Origin of the sequence: Mucilaginibacter aquariorum (genome assembly GCF_024498135.1) — a bacterium.
GTDB lineage: Bacteria > Bacteroidota > Bacteroidia > Sphingobacteriales > Sphingobacteriaceae > Mucilaginibacter > Mucilaginibacter aquariorum.
The window spans coordinates 219,992-242,914 of sequence record NZ_JANHOH010000004.1 but is presented as its reverse complement, the minus strand read 5'-3'; the positions used below and the strand labels follow the sequence as shown (position 1 = coordinate 242,914).

General features: G+C 41.1%; 23 protein-coding genes. 5 read left to right on the top strand and 18 right to left on the bottom strand.

The window, feature by feature from the left end:
• Together NPE20_RS17605 and NPE20_RS17600 are read right to left on the bottom strand one after the other, a co-directional pair.
• Positions 1-1,389 (bottom strand): SGNH/GDSL hydrolase family protein, encoded by a 1,389-nt coding sequence (locus NPE20_RS17605; protein ID WP_256540001.1) that lies wholly within the window; start codon positions 1,387-1,389, stop codon positions 1-3.
• A 57-nt stretch (positions 1,390-1,446) separates the two neighbouring features.
• Entirely contained in the window at positions 1,447-2,103 is a 657-nt protein-coding gene (locus NPE20_RS17600) for a helix-turn-helix domain-containing protein (protein ID WP_256540000.1), read from the bottom strand.
• A gap of 240 nt (positions 2,104-2,343) precedes the next feature.
• Between NPE20_RS17600 and NPE20_RS17595 the strand changes: the two genes are divergently transcribed.
• From NPE20_RS17595 to truA, 4 genes are all read left to right on the top strand, one after another.
• Positions 2,344-4,068 carry a DUF5005 domain-containing protein gene (locus NPE20_RS17595; protein ID WP_256539999.1) on the top strand — a complete coding sequence of 575 codons (1,725 nt, stop codon included), beginning with the start codon at positions 2,344-2,346 and terminating at the stop codon, positions 4,066-4,068.
• 249 nt (positions 4,069-4,317) lie between these two features.
• Positions 4,318-5,805, top strand: a complete 1,488-nt coding sequence (locus NPE20_RS17590; protein ID WP_256539998.1) for a serine hydrolase domain-containing protein — start codon at positions 4,318-4,320, stop codon at positions 5,803-5,805.
• A 90-nt stretch (positions 5,806-5,895) separates the two neighbouring features.
• Entirely contained in the window at positions 5,896-6,135 is a 240-nt protein-coding gene (locus tag NPE20_RS17585; RefSeq protein ID WP_256539997.1) for a hypothetical protein, read from the top strand.
• A 28-nt stretch (positions 6,136-6,163) separates the two neighbouring features.
• Positions 6,164-6,970, top strand: a complete 807-nt coding sequence (gene truA / locus NPE20_RS17580) for a tRNA pseudouridine(38-40) synthase TruA (RefSeq protein WP_256539996.1) — start codon at positions 6,164-6,166, stop codon at positions 6,968-6,970.
• A 57-nt stretch (positions 6,971-7,027) separates the two neighbouring features.
• On the opposite strand, the gene NPE20_RS17575 is transcribed toward truA, so the two are convergent.
• Positions 7,028-8,356: an NHL repeat-containing protein gene (locus tag NPE20_RS17575; RefSeq protein ID WP_256539995.1), complete on the bottom strand. Its 1,329-nt coding sequence runs from the start codon at positions 8,354-8,356 to the stop codon at positions 7,028-7,030.
• A 335-nt stretch (positions 8,357-8,691) separates the two neighbouring features.
• Between NPE20_RS17575 and NPE20_RS17570 the strand changes: the two genes are divergently transcribed.
• Positions 8,692-10,041 (top strand): APC family permease, encoded by a 1,350-nt coding sequence (locus tag NPE20_RS17570; RefSeq protein ID WP_256539994.1) that lies wholly within the window; start codon positions 8,692-8,694, stop codon positions 10,039-10,041.
• 2 nt (positions 10,042-10,043) lie between these two features.
• Here the strand turns inward: NPE20_RS17570 and NPE20_RS17565 are convergent, their stop codons facing one another.
• From NPE20_RS17565 to NPE20_RS17495, 15 genes are all read right to left on the bottom strand, one after another.
• The gene (locus NPE20_RS17565) at positions 10,044-11,699 is read right to left on the bottom strand and encodes a tetratricopeptide repeat protein (protein WP_256539993.1); all 1,656 of its coding nucleotides are present in this window, start codon (positions 11,697-11,699) and stop codon (positions 10,044-10,046) included.
• A 31-nt stretch (positions 11,700-11,730) separates the two neighbouring features.
• Positions 11,731-12,561: an amidohydrolase family protein gene (locus tag NPE20_RS17560; RefSeq protein WP_256539992.1), complete on the bottom strand. Its 831-nt coding sequence runs from the start codon at positions 12,559-12,561 to the stop codon at positions 11,731-11,733.
• Positions 12,548-13,405 carry a fumarylacetoacetate hydrolase family protein gene (locus NPE20_RS17555; RefSeq protein ID WP_256539991.1) on the bottom strand — a complete coding sequence of 286 codons (858 nt, stop codon included), beginning with the start codon at positions 13,403-13,405 and terminating at the stop codon, positions 12,548-12,550. Before NPE20_RS17555 ends, NPE20_RS17560 begins: the two co-directional genes overlap by 14 nt.
• Before the next feature lie 91 nt (positions 13,406-13,496).
• Positions 13,497-14,261: an SDR family NAD(P)-dependent oxidoreductase gene (locus NPE20_RS17550; protein WP_256539990.1), complete on the bottom strand. Its 765-nt coding sequence runs from the start codon at positions 14,259-14,261 to the stop codon at positions 13,497-13,499.
• Between the two features lie 6 nt (positions 14,262-14,267).
• Positions 14,268-15,932 carry a UxaA family hydrolase gene (locus tag NPE20_RS17545; protein ID WP_256539989.1) on the bottom strand — a complete coding sequence of 555 codons (1,665 nt, stop codon included), beginning with the start codon at positions 15,930-15,932 and terminating at the stop codon, positions 14,268-14,270.
• Between the two features lie 154 nt (positions 15,933-16,086).
• Positions 16,087-16,914, bottom strand: coding sequence for an OmpA/MotB family protein (locus NPE20_RS17540; RefSeq protein ID WP_256539988.1), 828 nt, complete (start codon positions 16,912-16,914; stop codon positions 16,087-16,089).
• A gap of 21 nt (positions 16,915-16,935) precedes the next feature.
• Positions 16,936-17,598 (bottom strand): DUF2461 domain-containing protein, encoded by a 663-nt coding sequence (locus NPE20_RS17535; RefSeq protein ID WP_256539987.1) that lies wholly within the window; start codon positions 17,596-17,598, stop codon positions 16,936-16,938.
• Positions 17,599-17,639: 41 nt separating this feature from the next.
• Positions 17,640-17,915, bottom strand: a complete 276-nt coding sequence (locus tag NPE20_RS17530) for a hypothetical protein (RefSeq protein ID WP_256539986.1) — start codon at positions 17,913-17,915, stop codon at positions 17,640-17,642.
• Between the two features lie 9 nt (positions 17,916-17,924).
• Complete coding sequence (locus NPE20_RS17525) at positions 17,925-18,500, bottom strand: DUF420 domain-containing protein (RefSeq protein ID WP_256539985.1); 576 nt, start codon at positions 18,498-18,500, stop codon at positions 17,925-17,927.
• A gap of 92 nt (positions 18,501-18,592) precedes the next feature.
• Positions 18,593-19,291, bottom strand: a complete 699-nt coding sequence (locus NPE20_RS17520) for an SCO family protein (protein ID WP_256539984.1) — start codon at positions 19,289-19,291, stop codon at positions 18,593-18,595.
• Complete coding sequence (locus NPE20_RS17515; protein ID WP_256539983.1) at positions 19,291-19,632, bottom strand: cytochrome C oxidase subunit IV family protein; 342 nt, start codon at positions 19,630-19,632, stop codon at positions 19,291-19,293. The genes NPE20_RS17520 and NPE20_RS17515 overlap by 1 nt, the downstream gene beginning before the upstream one ends.
• Positions 19,633-19,652: 20 nt before the next feature.
• Positions 19,653-20,372: a cytochrome c oxidase subunit 3 gene (locus tag NPE20_RS17510; RefSeq protein ID WP_256539982.1), complete on the bottom strand. Its 720-nt coding sequence runs from the start codon at positions 20,370-20,372 to the stop codon at positions 19,653-19,655.
• A gap of 6 nt (positions 20,373-20,378) precedes the next feature.
• Complete coding sequence (locus tag NPE20_RS17505; RefSeq protein ID WP_354003266.1) at positions 20,379-20,963, bottom strand: cytochrome c oxidase subunit 3; 585 nt, start codon at positions 20,961-20,963, stop codon at positions 20,379-20,381.
• Entirely contained in the window at positions 20,960-21,850 is an 891-nt protein-coding gene (gene cyoE / locus NPE20_RS17500; protein ID WP_256539981.1) for a heme o synthase, read from the bottom strand. The genes NPE20_RS17505 and cyoE overlap by 4 nt, the downstream gene beginning before the upstream one ends.
• Complete coding sequence (locus NPE20_RS17495) at positions 21,847-22,908, bottom strand: COX15/CtaA family protein (protein WP_256539980.1); 1,062 nt, start codon at positions 22,906-22,908, stop codon at positions 21,847-21,849. Before NPE20_RS17495 ends, cyoE begins: the two co-directional genes overlap by 4 nt.
• Positions 22,909-22,923: the final 15 nt, after the last annotated feature.

The following is a 22,923-nucleotide window of genomic DNA, read 5'->3' as shown; positions in this document are numbered from 1 at the left end:
TTAGTTAACTAAAGTGATCTCGAAACGATGCCTAACAGGTTTATTAATAATATAGAGTTGGTTGGTTAACAGGTCAATTTCCTTTTGCCAGGCATCCCTAACAGATTTAAAACGAGCCTTTTGATAAGTGGGGATGGTTGCTGACACAAAGAAATCCTTCTTACCATACTTCTGCAGCGAATCTACCGTAGCATCGCCATCGTTAAAGAGCAAACCCTTTGGCTTCAGGATGGAGTAATGGATCCAATAATATTCGCGCAGGCGGCGCTCTATTGCCCAGCGTTCTTCATTTAAATGCATTACAGCCATTGCCTGCTGATACTGTGGGGTTGTATTGATTTTTGCCAGGTTAATGCCCTGCGCATACTCCCCAGCACTATAGATACCTATTCCTTTCCCGTCTATTTTTAACTGTAATTGTTTAGCCTTAAGGCCTTTTATCTGCAACAGCTCCTGGTTAAACTCCTCGTTGAACGGGATCAGTTTTAATGCCGCAGCCTGTGCCTTTTGCGGTCGCCCAAAACCCGAAGGGATGGTGTCCATGGGGTATGGCAGTGCATTTGCCAGATAAGTAAAACTAATTTTATCAGTTGATATAACCGGGTTAGTAATTGTACAATTCTCTGCCAGTTCTATTTTTTTGGTACCGGCGTTTACTGCAATGTTTGCAATCTTTTTTCCCGCCAAGCCCTGGGCTTTAAGGAATAACCATGCCATTACCATTTGCGCATCATTTGTGGGATGTATCCGGTCACTGCCCTGCAAGGTAAATAACGAGTCGCGCTGTTGCTCGCGCAGGTTAATGGCAGTCATCGGGGCACCAAAATCCATATATTCCCAGTTATTATTTTTAGTCACACGCTGCTGCTCGGCTGCTATCTGCCGCATAGCCGCATTTTTATTAACCAGACGGATGAACTTGGTTTTTGAGGATTCATCATACGGCGATGAGCCGATCATTACTTTCCTCACCTTGGGGTATTGTTTCAACTTTGCTTCTATCAATTTAAAGCTTTTTAAGGAAGTGGCTATTTTTGCCTGATATACAGAATCCGCTTTGGCACCCTTCAAAAGCTGATAGCCGGTATCGTTCATGCCAAAGGTGAGTGTAACTACCGTGGGCTTTTTGGCGAATACATCGCTGTCCAGTCGTTCGTACATTTGCTGGGCTACGTCGCCGCCTATACCCGCGTTAAAAATTTGGATGCGCTTGTTTGGAAAATGTGTTAAATAATACAGCCAGATATAAGAATGATAATGCCCGCCGTCGGTAATGCTATTGCCCGTAAATACCACCCTATCGCCCGTTTTAAAGGGTTGGATAGTTTGGGCATTAAGATAAGGTGTGATAAGAAAAGTAAAAAAGAAAGCAAGTAAACTTTGTTTCATGCGACAAATCTATAAAAAAGCTAAATTGATTTAGCAAAAATTGAAATTAAATTTGACCTATTGGGGAGTGTTGAATTTCAGGTTACGCAGGGCATGATACTTTTTGCTGTATTCTGTCGGCGACATTCCAAATTCCCTCGTGAAATTTCGTGTGAAGACAATGCGCGATTTGAAACCAATTTCGTCGGCTATCTCATACATTCTTTTATCGCCGCCTTCTAATAGCTCTGCTGCCCTTTTTAAACGCAAATCGTTAATAAGCTCTAATGGTGTTAAACCCGACGCTTGTTTTATCTTCCTGTATAAGTTCCTCCGGCTCATATTCATAATATCACATAATTGATCTACATCGAGCCCGGGGTATGATAAGTGGGCAACAACGGTTTCCTGCAACTTTTTTAGAAATAAAGCATGGGATGCTAATTGGTACCCATTATTTGCAATAACCTCCGAACGTCCTATCGCCCCATCACCCAACCCTTCTGCAGGGAGCCGACTGATAGTTTTACCTGCAATTAAATAGCCATTGATGGTCTTTCTCTCCCTGTTATATCTTATTCTTCTGTAACCGATATAAATCAGAACGACAGTTACTAACAAGAAGCCACCGGCAACCGTTCCTGTCCATTTTTCGCGTACAGCTATTGCTAATATCGCCGGAACAGCCTGTAGCAATACTGTAACCCGGCATCCCAGATCTAAAGTACAATACATGAAAGTAATAATTGGTGGTACAATTGGTAATCTAATGTAGAAAGAATAATTGTTTTGCTAAAACGATTTAAAAATTATTTGGTAGGTTTTATAAAAGGCACAATCGGTTTTAATTACGGCATAAATGGTTTCCCGTACGCGTTTCTTTTTTTAATTGATTTGTACGACACCTGTTTTAATGCAGGGCCACTAACCAATGCCAATTACAAACAACTACTAACCTATAACCAATTAAATTTTATGAAAACGAAAAACTTACTATTGTATGCAATCATCCTGCTCCTGTTGGGAGCCGAAAGCTGTAAAAAAAGCGAAACGCTGAAAAAAGATCAGACACCAGAGGCAGCACCAGCCAACTTCAGTCTTGCAGGTGCCAGCCCATCGGCTTATGGGTGCTTCCAGATCACAAACATTTTTAGCGGAAAAGTAATGGAAGTACGTGGCGACTCTACTTTGCTGCACCCGCAAAGTTCCATTAAAAATGTACAGCAGTATGCGAATATGAGTACCGGAACTGCCACGGCTCAAAATCAAAAGTGGTACCTGATACAGCAAGGCACCGGTACAATCACAAGCACCACCCCGTTCAAGATCATGAATGTTGCAAGCGGTATGTTCCTGGAAGCACCAAACGGCACATCGGGTACCCAGCTTTGGGTAGACCATGCAAACGGTTTCCCTTCGCAGATCTGGAACTTGCAGAAGGTAACAGGGCAATCTTATTATGTGATAAAAAATGCCAATGGTTTGGTACTGACAGATCATGCCAGTTCAACGGCGAACGGTGCGGCGATAACTGAAGAAACCGCAGCCGCCAATACTACCCAGTATTGGGATTTAACCAGTATTATCAACGAGGCCTATCGCGATGATGTTGTGGTTACCTTCTTCCATAGGGGTAACGTAGCCAATACTACCGTTGCCTGGGACCAGGGTAACAGTATCCCGCTCACTAATGGCGCAAACAATGGTAAGGTGCTTTGGATCACCCAGGATGCCTATGCCAGCAGTCAGTTGCAGGCAAACGGTTCTTTGGCCTGTCAATTTTTCTCTTACCATAATTCGGCCATGTTGCAGCCATCAATTACCAACTGGACATCAAGCTCGACACCTAACATTACCACTACCAGTAACGCGGGCACCGGTATAAGTTTGCTGGAAATAGTAAAAAGCCCGGGCAATCATAATTCAACCTATGCCTGGCCGGGTGCAGGTGTTGAAATTGGCAGCAATGTTTTATTAAATACCTACGAATCGGCAAACGGCTCGATACCGGCAAACCAGGCATTATATAGTATAGCCGAAAGCACCAGCAGCACTACATGGGGCGCAGCAACACGGATAACGCCAAATGGCATGTCGGGCCAAACCAAAATGAGTTTCTCTGTTGGTATGATAAAAAAACCGGCAGGCGATACCGTATATGTATATGGCGCGCAAAGCACCTTCTTTAATGAAAACGTTGTAACATTGGCAAGGTTCCCGGCAAGCAACCCCGCATCATGGACATTCTGGAGAGGAAATAGCTGGGCATCAACACCAGATACTACAAATTTGACCGGTGCTTTAACTATTGGCTCGGGTACAAAAACCCAGGCAAACGTTGCCGTAAGTTATGTTAATGGTAAATATGTAATGATGCAAATGGATCTTGGTTACTTTTGCGACCCAACCCAGCACGGCATTTATATATCTACCGCATCAAGTCCGTTTGGCCCTTTTACCGCGCCAAAACTAGTTTATGTAATACAAGATTGGTATAATGGCCATTTGGCTAAATTTTATACTCCTGCAGTGCATGGCGAATTTGTAAACGGGAAGAATGAGCTGATGGTAACTTACTCCTTAAATTATAATGGCTCGGGCGGTAGCTGCTCCATCAATACCTGCTTCGGCGGCAACCAGGATCCTAATGCCTATCAAATTAAAGGTGTCCGCATTCCGTATGCTTTGGTAGGCTTATAAATTAAACTTCAGCCTTAAGCTAATTTCATTTTTTAAAATAAAACGGCCTTCCTAGATCAGGAAGGCCGTTTTATTTACTGGGAAACCCGGTTTTATTAAATTGATATTACACAATTACCACGGCAAATCGTTTGAACCAGGCACTAAACACTGCGATTGCCTGCAACTTAATCTATACTGATATATGAACAACTATTTGTAACATAGCTCATCGTAATACATCTTACTAATAGACATAAACCTTATTATATGAACCTTAAAATTACAGCCTCGACCCTTTTGATAGTTGGGCTACTGATACCGGCATTTTCCATAGCTCAGCAGCTTTCTACATCCGATAGCATAGACGTTTTTATAAAGAATAAAATGCAACAAAAACATATCCCTGCGTTGCAGGTGGCAATAGTACGCCAGGGGAAAATTGTAAAGAACGCCACTTATGGAATAGCTAACCTGGAAAATACAATTACTGCAACTGATGAAAGCATATTCTCGGTAAATTCAATCACCAAGGCGTTTGTTGGCGTGGCCATTATGCAATTGGCCGAAGAGGGGAGGCTAAAGATCACCGACCCTATTTCACTTTACGTAGATAGCTTGCCGGCAACATGGCAAAAAATCACACTGCAGCAGGTGTTAACTCATACTTCCGGCTTGCCTGATATTCTTGATGCTGAGGAGCAGGTAATGGGTCATGGGGATGAAAACGAAGCCTTGCAAAAGGTAAAGAAGCTGCCTCTTGAATTTAATACGGGGGATAAATTCAGCTATAATCAAACCGGCTATGTTTTGCTTGGTAAGATTATTACAAAGTTGGCCGGTATGCATTTTACAAAGTTTATTGAAGAAAGGCAATTTAAAGTAGCGGGTATGAAATTAACCCGGTTTGGAGACTCTTATGATGTGATACCTAATTACGCTGGCGCGTATACCATGACCAGGCAGGTTGGCGACCGCTTCATCAGAAACAACACACCCGGGGTTAGCTATATGCAGTTTCCGGTTTTTTTCAGAACTGCCGCCGGCATTTTATCTACCGCTACAGATATGGGAAACTGGGTTATTGCATTAAAAGCCGGCAAACTTTTAAAACAAAAAACCAGCATCGAAACCATGTGGACACCGGCGATATTAAACAACGGAAAGATAGGTGGGTTTAATAGACTCACAAATGGTTATGCACTGGGGTGGCCTACCGTTACAAGAGAACAGCACCCTGCAGTGGGCCCTGTTGGCGGCGGCAGGTCTGCCTTATTTGTGTACCTGAAAGATGATCTTTCCATAGTTGTATTAACCAATTTAATGGGTTCTAATCCCGATCAATTTATTGATGAAATAGCGGGCTATTATATCCCCGAGATGCATGAAACAAACGGGTTTGGTTTATCCGCTGATGTTCAAAAATTAAGATTAGCATTATTAAAGCAGGGTTTTAATAATGCAGTAACTGTATCAACTAACTTAAAAAAGAAGGACCCACAATTAAACTTAACCGAAAACGAACTTAATGCCTGGGCGTACCAACTATTAAAGCAGAAAAAAGCAGATCAGGCGCTTTCTATCTTCAAACTGAATGTAGCGCTTTATCCAAAAAGTGCGAATGCCTATGATAGTTTAGGAGAGGTATTTGAAATTACAGGCAATAACACAGATGCACTTTTAAATTATAAAAAGTCGCTGGCATTAAATCCTGAAAATAAAAATGCCTTGGATCGTATAAAAGCCCTTTCAAATTAAGTAAATGAAACTTATACCAGCAAAAGCCACTCGTTCGGGTGGCTTTTCTTGTTTATGTTGCATATTTGCATTTATACTTAATACAATATTATGAAACACGACGATGTGGTTGCTGCACTCAAGGTTATTGCAGAAAAGGGGATGGCCATCAATATAAGCAAAGTTGATTTGCAGGACTTAAAACAATACAACCTGATAGATATTGCAAAGGGCGAAGAAAATAAAAGGTCACCGGCTTGTACGCTAACAAAAAAGGGCCGTGTAATGCTTAAAGCCAACTTGCCTAAAGCGGATAAGGCGGAACCGGAAGAAGAAGATATAACCGATTAATTTTTCCCCGGCATTAACCCATCATACATTGCGCTATTTCTTTCACATAGGCTATCTGGGCACTAATTATAACGGCTGGCAAAAACATCCGGATGGTGTAGGTGTACAACAGGTTTTAGAAACCAGCCTAAGCCAGATCTTTAAAAAGCCTATACAAATTATTGGATGTGGCCGCACTGATGCACAGGTACATGCAAGCCAGTTCTTTTTCCATTTAGATGTAAGCGCCCCCTGGGATTTCGACCTTGTTTTCCGGCTGAATAATTTATTGCCCGATGATATAGCAGTTTTTGATATTATACCTATGGAAGGCTTGCCCCACGCCCGTTTTGATGCTATAGAACGGAGTTATGACTATTTTATCCATACTTATAAAGATCCTTTTCTAAGCAGTTTTAGCTCTATGTACCTCATTATGGATTGGGATATAGAGAACATGAACCGTGCAGCTAACCTACTCTTGAAATATAATGATTACCGTGCCTTTTGTAAAATGCCAGATAGGAACCAGCACACTATCTGCAACATAAGCGCCGTCCAAATTTTCACCGATAATACGGGGGATAAATTAAGGTTTCACATATCTGCAAACCGGTTTTTAGGGAAAATGGTACGGATCATTGTTGGTAAAATAATTGAGGTGGGAACAGGGAAGCTAAGTGTTGATGAATTTGAATCGCACCTGATAACCCTGCAGCTATTTGAAACAATTAAACCTGCATACCCACAGGGCTTATATCTGAGTAAGATCACTTATCCCTATCTGGATACTCCTCCACGCAGCAACTTTAGTCAGATGCTTGCCGGTGAGGCAAATTCGTGGAAGGCTCTTTAATATGTACAGATCATAGAAACAAAAAAGCCACCCAATGGGTGGCTTTTCTTATAAAGCTTATCTGATTTTTCGGATCCGGTTATTGCTGTAATCGGCAATATAAATATTGCCCTGTGTGTCTGATGCTATGCCTTGTGGATTGTTAAACAAGGCGACACTGCCATCGCCATCTGTAGAACCCGTTGTGCCGGTTTTACCTGCAAATACAGTAAAAATTTTATCCTTGTTAATTTTAAGGATGCGGCCATTACCATCAGCAATATACATATTATTGTTTGCATCTATATTTATAGCCTGCGGCTTACCAATTGCCAGTGATGCAGTATCTAAACCTCCTGCAAACGTGGTTACCAAATAATCTTTAGTTATTTTCCTTATTGCTTTATTTGCCGGCTCGGTAACATACATATTACCTGCAGCATCTAATGCTATACCGTTGGGTTTATTTAAAGATGCTCCCGTTCCTATTCCATTTGCAAACGCAGCTACCCTATTGCCAACAACGGTTGTTACAACACCTGCTGGTGTTATTTGTCTGATCAGACTATTGCCGCTATCGGTAACATACAAATTGCCCTGGGCATCTATCACAAGTGCCGAAGGCCCGCTAAATGTTGCTGCTGAACCCGTTCCATTTGAATAGCCAGCCGAACCGTTACCAGCAAAAGTGCTTACTATACCGCTGGGGCTTATCTTTCTGATCATGTTATTGCCTAAATCAGCTACAAATACATTCCCCGCAGCATCAACAGCCAGGCCCGATGGCACATAAAACTGGGCGGTTGCAACAGGGCCATCCGCGTACCCAAAAGTACCGTTACCAGCAAGCGTACTTGAAACGCCATCGGGCGTTATTTTTCTGATAACAGAATTGTACGAGTCAGAAACGTATACATTACCCGCGGCATCTGTGGCAACTCCTGTAGGGCGATTAAATAAAACCGCTGTCCCGGTGCCATTTTCAAATCCCTGGCTGGATCCTGCAAAGGTGCTTACTGTTCCATAAGCATCGGCAACACCATTACCTGTTTTAAATTGTATAACATTGCCATATCCGGTACCGGTAGAGTTGGTAACATAGGCTCTTAAATAATAAACTGTGTTGAGTACAAGCCCGGAAAGATGGCTGTTAAACGTGAACAATTTTATCGTCTGTTCCTTTTTGGTATCGTTAATTGTGGGTTCGGGATTAGTTGTACTATAACAAACACCGTATGATGAAATATTGGCGGTGTTATTTGTGATAGAACCACCCGTCCAGGCGCTGGTAGATGTTGCTGCGATAACAACGTCGCCGGTAAGTACTACCGGTAATTCCAATTTTACATTATCGCTTTTACTACATGCGCCAAGCACGGTAATTATCAGCAATAACAGTAAATTCATTTGAGTAGATGTTTTTTTCATTTTATCAGATAGTAAGAAAAGTTAAATTCTTTGTGTGTGTAATTTTCCGCGTAAAATTGTAGAAAATATAAAGTGTCAATTGTTAATGTTTGTTAAAGAACGAGCATTGTTTACATTCCTTACGGGTAAATAAAGCGATTTGTAACATTAACAATCATAATCTATCGATAAACGCTGTAAATGTGTCTGTTAAATTACATGGTGCTTATATTAAAAACTCATTACAAACCGCTGACCCAATTATTTTTGCCCCTTGCTGCTTAAAGTTATTTTTGTGCAGTAACTGATTAAATTTTCGCGCTAAAAAAAACTGCATGGCTGAAACTTCCCTGGTACGCCGCCTTGGCCTGGCACAAGCCACCGCAATTAACATGACCGACATGGTTGGCATCGGGCCATTCATTACGTTACCCATGGTAATAAGTATGATGAACGGGCCCTGGTTTTTATACGCATGGCTGGCCGGCGCAATACTATCTTTTATTGATGCCATGGTTTGGAGCGAGCTTGGCGCTGCTTTCCCGATGGCTGGTGGGTCATACAACTTCCTAAAAGAAACTTACGGCAAAAACGGCCCGGGTAAATTGATGAGCTTCCTGTTTGTTTGGCAAACCATGATACAGGCGCCATTGGTAATAGCTTCGGCGGCAATTGGCTTTGCATCCTATTTCTCCTATCTGCTGCCTCTTTCGCCTATCCAGGCTAAACTGATGAGCGGCTGTGTGGTAATATGTATTGTAATATTACTTTACCGCAAAATAGAATCAATAGGCAAAATAAGTATTATACTATGGGTATGTGTTTTGCTCACCATGATATGGATAATTGGTGGTGGTTTAGCTCATGGCAATTTTTTATCACCCATTAAACATATTAATGATGGTTTAACCGTTAATTATGCCTTTGTAGCGGCCATTGGTTTTGCCAGCGTAAAAAGCGTTTATAGCTATCTTGGGTATTATAATGTTTGCCATTTAGGGGGCGAAATTGTAAACCCATCTAAAAACATACCAAAAAGTATGTTTATTTCAATAGCCGGTATAGCGGTTTTATATATGCTGATGAATGTGAGTGTGGTGAGCGTTATACCCTGGCATCAGGCTAAGGACAGCCAGTTTGTGGTAAGTGAATTTATGGAGAAATTATCCGGGCATACATCCGCAAAAGTTGTTACCTGTTTGATATTACTCGTAGCCTTTTCTTCAGTATTCTCTGCTACATTAGGCTATAGCCGTATTCCTTATGCCGCAGCTGTAGATGGTGCTTTTTTTAAAGTATTTGCAAAGCTGCACCCAACCGGGAAATTCCCGCATATCTCTTTATTGTTTTTAGGCGGCGTAGCTTTTGTTTTCAGTTTGTTATTTAAGCTGAGTGATGTTATCAGCGCTATATTAGCTATGCGGATATTGATCCAGTTTATTTCGCAGGCATTGGGGCTTTATTTGTTACGTAGATCTAAAAGCGGAACCAATTTCCCTTACAAAATGCCTTTGTTTCCTATTCCTATATTTTTGGCAATTTTGATGTGGGTAGGTATACTGGTATCAACCGGTTTCCATATGGTTTTGGGCGGATTAAGCGCCATTGCATTAGGTACCATTGTATATTTTACTAAAGCCAAAGTAAATAAAGAGTGGCCGTTTAAACCGGCTGATGCATCTTAACCTTATTTTTCGCCAAAGATGTTTTTGATTATAAATTTTGATTCGGTTACCATCACCTTTTGATCTATCAGGTCTTTCAGATCGGTAATTGCCCCATCATTTATTTTTATCTTATTAGTATTACAATCGCTCACAAATTCCGAATAGAGCTTTTTAGCATCACTAAATTGTCCCTTTCTAAGAGTTGCTAATGCAATATTAAACATAGGGACGGCGCTTTTGCTGAGTTTTAGTGATTTGTAAGAGTAAAATATACATTTATCATAATTGCCAGAACAATAATAGGCCCAACCTAAATTGGTCATTGCGGAAGAATAAGTAAAATCTATTTTAATTGATCTCAAACCCGCCTCAATAGCTTCGGGATAGCGTTTAAGCTTTACATACGTTAAATTTAATGACTCCCACGTAAGTTCATTATCAGGTGAGATTTTGATAGATTGTTTATAGTATGGGATAGCAGCGTCGTATTGTTTTTGTTTATACAGGCATTCCCCAATTAATCTGCTAACGTATGCAGTAGAATCTCCCAATTCAAAAGCTTTTTTAAAATCTTTAATTGCCAAAGATGCTGAATCTGCAAAATAATAAGATTCACCCCTGCTTACACAATACCGTGGCTCCTGCGGTTTCAAGGCTATACATCGTGAAAAAAGATCCGCCGCTTTCAAGTATTTTTCTTTATCAAAATATATGTTCCCTTTTCCATAATAACCTAAAGGAGCATCAGGGTTCATCGCTATATATTCGTCAGCATAAATCATGGCGCTATCCATCATTTTCAATTCCTTGTAACACCGGGAAAGATTATACGTCAAGAGAAAATAGTTTTTTTTCTTTTTATAACATTTCAGATAATCTGAAATAGCGTCGCTGTATTTATCAAGATCTTGATATTGCGATGCGCGGCCATATAAAGCCTCGTAGTAAGTGGGTTGCAATTTTAACGCTTTGTCAAAATCATCAACAGATTTCTGCTTTTCGCCAATTAAGGAATTACAACTCCCGCGCATGCGGTAGGCATAAGCATATTGAGGAGATATAGATATACATTTAGTATACGCTTCGCTCGCTTCTTTCCATTTCTTTTCAAAGAAATATTTATCAGCGTTTAACAAATTTGCAGAAAAGTGTGCAGGGTACCGAATCAAAAACTCCCTTAATTCGGCAGTTAAGTTTGGATCGTTTACACCAGTAAAAGCCAGGAGTTTCATCCGGCCTGAATACTCATTTGCAGCTTTTTTATTGAAAAACACATTAAATACACTGTCCTTATCTGCTTTATCAGCAAATGACGCGTATATGAAAGCATTAGCTAAGTTCTTATCAGTACTCTTAATTGCTTCTGAAATTTTTAGCAGGTTTATAAATTCGTAAAAGCTGTATGCTAAATTAGAACTTACCCGGCCGGTTGCTAAAGCATTAACTAACGATTTATTTATCAAACTTAAGCCCTCGCCTAATTGGTTTTGTTCAATTTTTAAAACACCTTCATTAAACTCAGCAGATTTACCATTAAGCTGTTTTTTGAGCGCACTCCCCCAATTTGCAAAAGCATTGGTGTAGCTGCTATTTAAGGGATTATTTGCGGCAAATGATGATACTGCAGAATAAAGTAAGCCTACAGTTATTAGGATTGCAATAAGGCGTTGGGTCATAATGCATGAAGGTACAGAACGCCCCCGATATTTACAATTTATAAAAATCTACAGCATTCTTAGCCCAGAATAGCTCCTGTTCGGTTTGGCTTAATTGGCTAACATAATTTTCAATAACTTTTAATACGCCTTTATAACCGCCGGCTACATTACACACGGGCCAATCTGAGCCATACATTATCCGGCTGGCACCAAACACGTTAAACACAATATCGAGGTAAGGCACAAAATCTTCGGTTTTCCAGTTAGCCCAATCGGCTTCAGTTACCATGCCCGATACTTTGCAGTATACATTGGGGAACGCGGCTATCGCTTGAATATCCTCTTTCCAGCCATTTATCCTTTTATCTTTTATATAGGGCTTAGCCAAATGATCTATTACAAATCGTTGTTCAGGAAACGCCGCTACAAACTCTTTTGCATAAGGCAGATGGTTGGGCATTATAAGTATATCGTAGCTAAATCCGTATTGGTTTAATAAACCTATTCCATGCTTAAACTTTTTATTCAGCATAAATTTTTCATCTGGCTCACCCTGCAAAATATGCCGGAAGCCTTTCATGGGCTTTACACTACTGTAGTATTGCAAACGCTCTTCAATATTATCTGCCTGCAAATCTATCCATCCAACAATCCCTTTTATGAAGCTGTTCTTCTCAGCCAGATCCAATAAAAATTCATTCTCGGCTTCTGTTTGGTCTACCTGCACAGCAACACAACCTTCTATACCATTTTCCTGCAAAATGGACTGCAGATCGGCAGGTAAAAAGTTACGTTGTATAACCCGCATATCATCGTTTATCCAAGCATGATTTACCGGGTTATATAACCAAAAATGCTGGTGGCTGTCAATTTTTCGCATAAGCCTTTAATACTTGCCTGGCTTCACCAAGGCCGTCAATCCCTAACTCAACCACATCGCCGGCTTTTAAATATAACGGTGGTTTCATGCCCAGGCCAACACCCGCAGGCGTACCTGTAGAAATAATATCGCCCGGTAACAGAGTCATAAACTGACTGATGTAAGCTACTAAATATGGGATATTAAAGATCAGGTTAGATGTGCTGCCATCCTGCACTGTTTTACCGTTTAGGGTTAACCAAAGGTGCAGGTTATGTACATCTTTCACTTCATCTGCAGTAGCCAAGAATGGGCCGATGGGCGCAAATGTATCGCAACCTTTACCCTTATCCCAGGTGCCGTTACGCTCCAGTTGAAATTCCCTTTCCGATACATCGTTATGCAGGCAATAACCGGCTACATAATCCATTGCTTCACTCTCTTCAATGTATGATGCTTTTTTGCCGATCACTACGGCAAGCTCAACCTCCCAATCGGTTTTTACCGAGTTTTTAGGGATAATGATATCATCATTAGGGCCAACCAGGGCAGTGGTAGATTTGAAGAATATTATTGGTTCTGATGGCAAAGGCGCATTAGTTTCCTCGGCATGGTCTTTATAATTAAGGCCGATACAAACAATTTTAGATGGGCGTGCAACAGGGCTGCCTAAACGTTCGCCACTAGCAATTTTAGTTAACGCCCCTTTATTCGACTCTATAAATTGTTGCAACCTGTTAAGTCCATCATTTTCAAAAAAAGCTTCGTTATAATCTTCGCCAAAGGCCGATGTATCATATTTAATATCGTCAATTATAACTCCGGTCTTTTCTTTACCCGCTGCACCGTATCTTATCAGTTTCATTTAATTAGTGATTTATTGAATTAGTGATTTAGTGGTTTAGTGGTTTAGTGATTTTTGCTCCCTCGTCAAATCACTTTTACTAATAGGTTGTTTAATTATTTAATTTAATAAAGCCTCCATCAATCGGGTAATCGCAGCCCGTAATAAAGCCTGCCTCGTCCGAGCATAAGTATAAAGCCAGTGCTGCAACCTCTTCGGGTTTACCCATCCGGCCAATAGGTTGGCTTTTTGATAGTTTTTCAAACATCTCATCCTCGCGGCCAGCATAGTTCTTAGCTATAAAACCATCTACAAACGGGGTATGTACCCGAGCCGGGGAAATGGTATTGCAGCGAATATTATCTGCCAAATAATCGCGTGCTACCGAAAGACTCATGGCCATAATAGCACCCTTGCTCATAGAGTACGCAAACCTATCGGTAATACCTACAATTGCCGCTATAGACGCCATGTTCAGGATAACACCGCCACCATTGGCTTTCATCAGCGGGATGGCTGCATATAAGGCGTTATAAGCGCCTTTAACATTCACATTATATATTCGGTCAAGGTCGGCTTCTGTTGTTCCTTCCAGACTCCCAACATGGGCAATACCGGCGTTGTTTACCAGTATATCAACCTTGCTCACTTTTTTAAATACATCCAATACTTGTTCTTGCTTGCTTACATCTGCAGAATAGCCAAATGCACTACCGCCGTTGTTTTTAATGTCTTCAATAGTTTGCGCGGCTGCATCAGCATTTAACTCAATGATGTGCACGGTGGCGCCTTGTTTGGCAAATAATAGCGATATGGCCCTGCCTATCCCGCTACCGCCGCCTGTTATTACCGCATGTTTATTTTTTAAGCTAAACATATGTAGTTATAATGAAACCCCTCTTTTCCAGGGGATAAAATCGTCTTGCCCTAATATTACCGCTTTTGGTTGCTTAAGGCCGCTGGCTACTTCTATCACGTAATCCAGCATGCGGGTAGCCGACTGCTCTATGGTTTCCTCGCCTTCTATAATAGTACCACAGTTAATGTCAATAATATCGGGCATCCTGTTAAACACAGCGGTATTGGTAGCCACTTTTATTACCGGGGCTATTGGGTTGCCGGTAGGTGTGCCTAAACCCGTAGTAAACAAAACCACATTGGCGCCCGATGCTACTTCGGCCGTGGTGCTTTCCACATCGCTGCCGGGGGTGCATAGTAAATTCAATCCGGGTTTAGTTACCTTTTCCGGATAATCCAACACATCGGTTACCGGCGAGGTGCCACCTTTCTTTGCCGCCCCTGCAGATTTTATGGCATCGGTTATTAAGCCATCCCTTATATTTCCGGGTGATGGATTGGCATAAAAGCCCGAACCATCAGCCTCGGCGCGCGCGTTATAAGTGCGCATCAGATCCATAAATTTTAAGGCTTCGGTTTCGTCGGTACAACGATCGCCTAACTCTTGTTCCACACCACAAAGCTCCGGAAACTCGGATAGTACTACAGTACCACCCAAGCCAACTAAAATATCTGACAAATACCCCAATGTTGGGTTGGCAGATATGCCCGAAAAGCCATCCGACCCTCCGCATTCCAACCCAATGCAAAGCTTTGATAGCGGTGCAGGCTGGCGTTGTTGTTTATTGGCTTCCATTAGCCCGGCAAAGGTTTGCTTAAGAGCTTCGTGTAGCAATTTGCTTTCGGTACCTATTTTTTGCTGCTCCAGCATTACCAGAGGCTTGCTGAAATTGGGATCGCGTTTCTTAATTTCGGCTTGTAATATACCAGCCTGTGCGTGTTGGCAACCCAGGCTAAGTATTGTTGCACCAGCTACATTAGGATGTGTAATGTATCCGGCCAATAAACCGCATAAAGCATCTGAATCGGTACGGGTACCACCGCAACCCATATCATGGTTCAGGAATTTTATTCCGTCTATATTCTCAAATAACTTCTTGGATGTTTGCCCCTCTGGCGATAATTGCAGGTTGGCCTGCAAGATCTCTGCAGTCGATTTACCCGACTGATACATTTCTACCAGGCTGTCCACCTCGCTCTCATATCCTCGTGGTTTAGCAAAACCCAATTTAGCCGATAGCGCCTCTTTTAAAACATTAATATTCCTGTTCTCGCAAAAAACGAGCGGTATAACCAACCAGTAATTAGCCGTACCCACAGAACCATCTGCCCGATGGAAGCCCATAAAGGTTTTACCCCGATAAGTTTCAGCAACGGCGGGCACTACCCAATTTGTTTTGCGTTCGCCCAGCTTAAAATCGCTTGAGGCATGTTTTATATTATTTACCGTTAAGGCTGTGCCTTGGGGTATATATTCACAAGCCTTACCAACCAATACGCCATACATGTAAATAGAGGCCCCTGTTTCCAGCGGCGTAATGCTGAATTTATGTTTGGCCTCGACAGCAGTAAGCAGGGCAAAAGTGTGCCCGTTAAAGCTTATCCGGGTACCGGCAGCAAGATTGGTTAATGCCACCAGAACATTATCTGCCGGGTGTATTTGTATATAGGTATGTTTTTCTGTAGGCATGCTTATGGGATAAGCTTATAAATGATTTCTGTATTACGAATATATAAACCATTTATAATTATTTAATGTAAAAACCACACTTATTACAAAAAAATCCCCCAATACATGGAGGATTTTTTACTTTATGGACAATTTTATTTTTTGATGGACTATATTATTTTGTAATCAGGTTGTATAGCTCGTCCAGTTTTGGGGTAAGTACTATCTCTATACGCCTGTTTTTAGACAGTGCTTCGGCGGTTGTGGCGGTATCAATTGGCTGGAACTCACCCTTACCTGTAGCCGTTAACCTTTTAGGGTCGATATTCTCGGTTTCGGTAAGGTAACGGGTTACCGATGTTGCACGCAACACGCTCAGGTCCCAGTTGTCTTTGATCTGGCCAAGGTTTTTTATCTTTTTATTATCGGTATGGCCTTCAACCGCAATATTTATGTCCGCTTCTTTGTTTAACACTGCTGCCAGTTGCTTAAGCGCTTGTTTACCTTTTTCATCAATAACAATACTGCCCGATGGGAACAGCAATTTATCGGTTAAGGATACATATACTTTACCGTTACGGATATCAACCGTTAAACCACTCTGCTGAAACCCAAGCAAGGCTTTTTGCAACTTATCTTTAAGGGCGTTTGTTGCTTCATCGCGCTTGCGCAAAATTTCTTCCACCTCTTTCAGGCGTGCTTCGCGTTTTTGCAGATCGGTAGATAATTGGGTAACCTTTGACGAACTGGCGTTATAGTTTTTATCCAGGGCGTTGTATTTATCGTTTAAGCCACTGTAGTTGCCTTTAAGGGCAGCAAGCTCCTGGCGGATACGCGATGTATCAGCAATCAGCTTAGATACCTGCTCTTCCAGTGTGGTGGTACGCGCAGATAATGAATCGCGCTCGGCCAGTAGAGCTTTGTGCTTTTTAGGCGACATCACCACGCACGATTGCAGTGCGGAAACGAGCAGAACGGCAAAAAATAAATACTTGAATTTCATGATATGTAGGATTTAAATATATTAAGCAATTGCGTTTTTCAGGAAAATATTAAGTGGATATGCCTTGCTGCACATGGTAACTATCTCGTCGGCAGCACCGGCGCCCATCAACTCTTTATCTTTTAAAGGATGCGAAACAATAAAGCTTTTTAGCTTTAGCAGATCAATATTTTCGTTATCAACATCATAACCTTTAGGAGTTGTCTTCAACTGGTCCTGTTTCCTAAACTCGCCAAAAAGTTTTACAAACTCTTTATCGTCAATTATTTTTTTAAGATCATTGGCATTGTAGTCTATTTCCTGGCGGATGGCTTTCAGGTGTTCAGCCTCGGGCATCCAGTAACCACCTGCTATAAATGATTTACCGGGTTGTATATGCAGATAGTATTCTACCCCACCTAATTTAGACCCCAAGGTTGGCAGGCTTACGCCAAAATTATTTTTATATGGGATCTTATTTTTACTAAAGCGGATATCGCGGTAAATGCGCATCACGCATTTCTTAGGATCAAGGTCGGCGCTAACGCTGGGGTCTACCTTGTGTAGTTTGGTAATAACATTAGTGGCAAGCTCAATTACATTTGCGCGGGCCTTATCGTATCTTTCTTTATTAGCCTGAAACCACTCCCTGTTATTATTTTCGACAAGCTCTTTTAAAAAATCAAGCGTTTGGGATTCTATCATTATAAAACGAAATATGAATGAAGATGCAGGAATTGATCGGCTTAGTTTAGGTTAAGCTTCTCGCTGCGCATATTAAGGTCTACATCTTTACGGCGGTATTTTTTATACCATATGTATGCTACTACAGCAACTGCAAGGTAAGGTGCACCAAGCAGGTACATAATACCATTGTTTAGGCCGTTGGCTTTAGAGCTACCGTTTTTTGAACTGCTCTCTACCGTTGCAGCACACATGGCACATTGCGCCTTTACCGGCACTACACTGCACACCAATAAACCAAAAACTAATGCGAGATATAAATACTTTAACTTTTTCATGTTAGCCAATTAAAAATGGTAGTACGGCTTTATCATCAAATATACAACAACGCCAGATATTGTAACAAATAACCATATAGGAAACGCCCATCTTACCAATTTCTTATGTTTTTCTACCTGCATTTGCAGGCCGCGATAAAAACTTAATAATATGAGCGGTAATACACCCGCAGCCAGTACAATATGCGGTACAAGTATCCACAGATATATTTTCCTTAAACTGCCCACATCAGCCAGTTCGCTTGTAGATAGCTGGCCATCGCCGTTAATATCACCGTATATAGTATCATTACGCATAAGGTAATGAAATAGTATATACGATACCAGGAACAATGATGACAGGCAGAAGGTTAAAATATTTAACCGCTTGTGAACTGTTATGTTTCCGTTTTTTATAAAGTACAATGATGTTAGCAGCAATACACTACATGTACCATTCAAAAAGGCATTCAGCAAAGGCAGGTAGGGTGTAAAAGCGGGCGGCGTTTCCGGGCCGGGTATAAGGTGGCGGTTAAGTAAAATAACCACAGTAATAACAAATATGGTTACGCCAGCTACGAATCGAAATATAAATTTATCAGTCATAATGTTTGAGTCAGGAATCAAGATGCAGGGGTCGAGATTCGTTTATTATATGAAGAGCTATCGTCTTGGCTCTTGATTCTTATTTCTTGATTCTAATACAGCGCTTTATCAACCTTGCGCAGTTCTTCGGCTATCAGCACTTTTATCTCATCATTAAGCTTGGTGATGTCGGCCGCCGATGTTCCGGAATAATACCCCCTGATGCGTTTTTCGGCATCTATCAGGATCAGCTTATCGCTGTATATAAAATTATCTTTATCGGCCTGCACCGCATTTACTAAAAAGCCTTTACGTGCAAGGTTATAAGTTGTGCTGGTATCGCCCGATAGGAAAAGCCATTTTTTATTTACCTCAAACTTAGCGCTGTATTTCTTTAGTGCCTGCGGCGTATCCCTTTGCGGGTCTACCGTTATCGAAGTAAAGTAAACCATTGGGTTTTTACGGTAAGCGTATACCAGTTCGCTGATATTCTTGTTTACTGCGTTGCAAACGTTTGGGCAGTTGGTATAAAAGAAGCTGGCTATAAAAATCTTCTTATCAAAGTTTTTGAATGATACCTGCTTACCATCCTGATCAAGCAATGTAAAATCGCTCAGCTTGTGGTAAATAGTATCCGGGATGTAGGTTCCGTGAAACTTGTGCCCGGTTTTCGCAACCTCTTTAGGGCCGTAAAATGGCAGCGGTTTGTACCTGTTCTTGCCCTTTGCGGTTAGTAAATAATATAAAAATCCCGGTAAAGCTAATATCAATACCAGGATTATTATTTTTTTCAGGATGTACCCTTTACGCATTATGCTCTTAGGTCTACCCAGTAATGACTTTCGTTTGTAAGCACCAATATTAACCCTATAATAAACAATATAGGAACTATGATGCATAGGGCTAAACCAATTCTTTCGAATTTTAAGTGCATAAAATATGCAACAATGTAAAACGCCTTGAACAGGGTTAACACAATATAAACCGGGTTTGCCCAATGCAAAGGAATGTGACCTGCAGGCACTAACCAAAGTGCTATTATAAACTCAATTACAGTTATACCCAATAATACTCCAAATACTTTAAGTATTTTTTTGCGGGTCATTCCTTCACCGTGTTCTTCGTGGTGAACTTCTGCTGATTCTGATGACATATGTTTATCAGTTAAATTTTTTAAACTAAGTAAAAGAAAGTAAATACAAATACCCAAACAAGGTCTACAAAGTGCCAGTAAAGGCCAACTTTTTCTATCATTAAATAGCTGCCACGTTTTTGGTAAGTACCTAACAATACGTTTATAGTGATAATGATATTGATGATAACCCCGCTAAATACGTGGAAACCATGGAAACCTGTTATGGTAAAAAATAAGTTTGCAAATTGCTGCGCATAGGTACCGTAGGTAGCTTCGTTACCACCTTTAAAAAGGTGTTTAAGCTCTTCCATATTCGGGATACTACCCCACCAAAAACCTTCGTGGTGTAAGTGGCTCCACTCTAATGCCTGGCAACCTAAGAAGGTGAAACCACCTATAATAGTTGCTACCATCCACCATAACACTTCTTTTTTAGCCATACGATGGCCTGCCTCAACAGCCAATACCATAGTAACCGAGCTAAGGATCAGGATAAACGTCATTAAACCCACAAATACAAGTGGCGCGCCGCTATCTAATAAACCCGGTACCGATTGGAAAACCAAATCTGGCGCAGGCCAGCTGCTGGAGCTGAAACGTAGCGCGCCATAGGCAATTAATAATGATGAAAAGGTAAATGCATCCGAAAGGAGGAAAAACCACATCATCATTTTACCATACTCAACATTAAACGGCGATCTGCCGCCCGACCACGGGGTTGTCTTTACTTCATCAATAGGTGATACTTGTACACTCATGAGTTTTTATTGTTGGTTCAAAAGTAAAAAAACATACAGATAAATCCATATAATATCGACAAAATGCCAAAAAATAGAGGACATCTGCATACTGTATAAATTTTTAACCTGCTCTATACTGCGGTAACTACGCCAAAGCGTATTTGCCAATAATAACAAGCCGGCAAAAATGTGTAATAAATGCATCCCGGTGAATACATATATAAAGGATTGGGATGCATTGGGATTGCTAAAATATACGCCCATTTTAGTAACCAGATAATACCACGCGTATAACTGGATAGCAAAAAAGGCGATTCCTAAAAATATGGTAAGCCAAAGGAAAAGCCTTTGCTTAGCAAACTGTAGCCTTCTGGCAGCCTGCGATGCCATAAACATAGTTATGCTGCTTAATATAATTACAGCAGTACTGTACATAAAGGCATCAGGCAGTTTCATGTTCATGCCATGTGCCGAACTACCGCCTGCGTATACGATAAAACCACTGGTTAATGCCGCAAAAAACATAAACGATGTGAATATAAATATCCACATGTTGAATTTTTTGGGCGCCAGGTTTAATCTATCTTCTTGCTCTATCTTGGCCATCATTTTCCTATAAAATCAAATAAAAACATTAGTTGCACTACCGGCAAATAATAAAAGGAGCCAAACATTAATTTACGCGCGCTGCTAATTTCAAGCGTACGCATCAAATTAAATGCCTGGTATATAAATATAAGGCTCATTACTAAGGACACTATTGCAAGTATAATACCAGCATTATGATTTAAATAAGGTAAAAGACTTACAGGCAGTAATATTAAAGTTGCTGCAAAAGCAATGATCGCGCTTGTTCTATCACGCTTACCCGTTGGCAACAGTCTAAATCCTGCGAGTTTATAGTCATCATCCAATACCCATGCAATGGCCCAAAAATGCGGAAACTGCCATACAAATTGTATCGCGAATAGTATCAGCGCTATTTCATCAATACGACCATGCGGTTGCCCTGCTACATAACCAATTAACGCGGGCAACGCACCAGGGATAGCACCTACAAAAACTGCTATCGGCGATTTGCGTTTTAATGGAGTATAAGCAAACGCATATAGTATGATAGAGAACACTGATAATAATCCCGTAAGGATATTTAAACTACCTAAAAGGTAGGTACCTGCCATACCCATGCCCAATCCTAAAACTAAACCTTGCCCGGTAGTCATACGACCGGCAGGCATAGGGCGATCCATCGTACGCTTCATTAACCTATCCAGGTCAACTTCAATTACTTCGTTAAAGCAATTTGCCGCAGACGTAACTAAAAAACCACCAACAACGAGTTTTACCCAGTTGATCCACATGGTTGTACTATATAACGAGCCCCAGGTATTGCCACCATTAGCTTTTACCGCGATAATAAACGAAATAGATGCCGAAAACACAACCAATAGTGTTAGTCGCATTTTTATCAGCTTCGAAAAATCACTCCATTTCATTTGCCTGCCCCCTGTACATTAACCGAACTAAATAAATTCAACAATAAATAAAATTGGGCGCCAAATATTAAACTTGCCAAAACAATGTGCGATGCCTGCGCAAATGGCGGCAATGACCAGTATGATAAAAATATACCGGTAACTATCTGCAGCATTATCATTAAAAAGGTAAAGCTCATTAACTGTTGCTGTATCGAATGCCTGTTGAAGCCTTTGCGTATCAATACATATAAAACAAGGTTTACTACCAATACAACAACGGCAACATCACGGTGCTGTGCAAAAATATCGCCTGCGCGTTGCACCCAACTATCGCGGTAGCTGCCTTCTAAATGGCTTGCAACCGCATCTATTTTTTCGCGCACCTCGGTGCCAAAAGTTATTTGTAAAATGCTCATTGCTAAAACCAGCAAGGTAACTATGGCTACAAATGGTTTGCTCTGCACTTTATACCTGCCCTGTACTTTCGCCATATGATAGGTAGCTATGCTGATAGCTAATATAGCTAAGGCAATAAGCATATGTACTGTTACTATCCAGGCAACCAAATTAGTTGATACCACTATAGATCCCAGCCATCCCTGGAAACCCACCAGTATCACATTAAACACGCTTAACACAACTATCAGCTTACTGGTTTTCCAATATCTAAATGAGTATGCGGCACAAAGCAATAAGAATATACCCGATATAGCTCCTATGAGGCGGTTAACATACTCCGTCCAGGTGCGTGCACTGTTAAACTCTTCAGGTACTAATATCGATCTATCGTTACGGATGCGCATAGCCAGTTGGCTGTATCCAAAGACATCGAGCATTTTAGCGAACTTTTGGTTTTTGGCCAGGCGTTTATCAGCATATACCTTTTTATAATTAGCAGGCAGTTCAGATATACTGGTTGGTGGTATGTAACGGCCAAAGCATTTAGGCCAATCGGGGCAACCCATACCCGAGCCTGTGCTGCGCACAACTCCGCCTGCCAGTATCAGTACAAAAAGCAGGATTATGGTTATGAGGTTAACTTTTAGAAATGTATTCCCGGGTGCCTTTATGCTCATTTAAATATTTCTAAA

What these genes read in the sequence shown, in the direction of transcription:
- NPE20_RS17595 (WP_256539999.1), top strand. Translation starts at nt 2,344, where the DNA reads ATGAAAACGAAAAACTTACTATTGTATGCAATCATCCTGCTCCTGTTG.
- NPE20_RS17585 (WP_256539997.1), top strand. Translation starts at nt 5,896, where the DNA reads ATGAAACACGACGATGTGGTTGCTGCACTCAAGGTTATTGCAGAAAAG.
- NPE20_RS17530 (WP_256539986.1), bottom strand. Translation starts at nt 17,915, where the DNA reads ATGAAAAAGTTAAAGTATTTATATCTCGCATTAGTTTTTGGTTTATTG.
- NPE20_RS17535 (WP_256539987.1), bottom strand. Translation starts at nt 17,598, where the DNA reads ATGATAGAATCCCAAACGCTTGATTTTTTAAAAGAGCTTGTCGAAAAT.
- NPE20_RS17600 (WP_256540000.1), bottom strand. Translation starts at nt 2,103, where the DNA reads ATGTATTGTACTTTAGATCTGGGATGCCGGGTTACAGTATTGCTACAG.
- NPE20_RS17515 (WP_256539983.1), bottom strand. Translation starts at nt 19,632, where the DNA reads ATGTCATCAGAATCAGCAGAAGTTCACCACGAAGAACACGGTGAAGGA.
- NPE20_RS17505 (WP_354003266.1), bottom strand. Translation starts at nt 20,963, where the DNA reads ATGATGGCCAAGATAGAGCAAGAAGATAGATTAAACCTGGCGCCCAAA.
- NPE20_RS17540 (WP_256539988.1), bottom strand. Translation starts at nt 16,914, where the DNA reads ATGAAATTCAAGTATTTATTTTTTGCCGTTCTGCTCGTTTCCGCACTG.
- cyoE (WP_256539981.1), bottom strand. Translation starts at nt 21,850, where the DNA reads ATGAAATGGAGTGATTTTTCGAAGCTGATAAAAATGCGACTAACACTA.
- NPE20_RS17495 (WP_256539980.1), bottom strand. Translation starts at nt 22,908, where the DNA reads ATGAGCATAAAGGCACCCGGGAATACATTTCTAAAAGTTAACCTCATA.
- NPE20_RS17565 (WP_256539993.1), bottom strand. Translation starts at nt 11,699, where the DNA reads ATGACCCAACGCCTTATTGCAATCCTAATAACTGTAGGCTTACTTTAT.
- NPE20_RS17555 (WP_256539991.1), bottom strand. Translation starts at nt 13,405, where the DNA reads ATGAAACTGATAAGATACGGTGCAGCGGGTAAAGAAAAGACCGGAGTT.
- NPE20_RS17560 (WP_256539992.1), bottom strand. Translation starts at nt 12,561, where the DNA reads ATGCGAAAAATTGACAGCCACCAGCATTTTTGGTTATATAACCCGGTA.
- NPE20_RS17575 (WP_256539995.1), bottom strand. Translation starts at nt 8,356, where the DNA reads ATGAATTTACTGTTATTGCTGATAATTACCGTGCTTGGCGCATGTAGT.
- NPE20_RS17550 (WP_256539990.1), bottom strand. Translation starts at nt 14,261, where the DNA reads ATGTTTAGCTTAAAAAATAAACATGCGGTAATAACAGGCGGCGGTAGC.
- NPE20_RS17525 (WP_256539985.1), bottom strand. Translation starts at nt 18,500, where the DNA reads ATGACTGATAAATTTATATTTCGATTCGTAGCTGGCGTAACCATATTT.
- NPE20_RS17605 (WP_256540001.1), bottom strand. Translation starts at nt 1,389, where the DNA reads ATGAAACAAAGTTTACTTGCTTTCTTTTTTACTTTTCTTATCACACCT.
- NPE20_RS17520 (WP_256539984.1), bottom strand. Translation starts at nt 19,291, where the DNA reads ATGCGTAAAGGGTACATCCTGAAAAAAATAATAATCCTGGTATTGATA.
- NPE20_RS17590 (WP_256539998.1), top strand. Translation starts at nt 4,318, where the DNA reads ATGAACCTTAAAATTACAGCCTCGACCCTTTTGATAGTTGGGCTACTG.
- NPE20_RS17510 (WP_256539982.1), bottom strand. Translation starts at nt 20,372, where the DNA reads ATGAGTGTACAAGTATCACCTATTGATGAAGTAAAGACAACCCCGTGG.
- NPE20_RS17545 (WP_256539989.1), bottom strand. Translation starts at nt 15,932, where the DNA reads ATGCCTACAGAAAAACATACCTATATACAAATACACCCGGCAGATAAT.
- NPE20_RS17570 (WP_256539994.1), top strand. Translation starts at nt 8,692, where the DNA reads ATGGCTGAAACTTCCCTGGTACGCCGCCTTGGCCTGGCACAAGCCACC.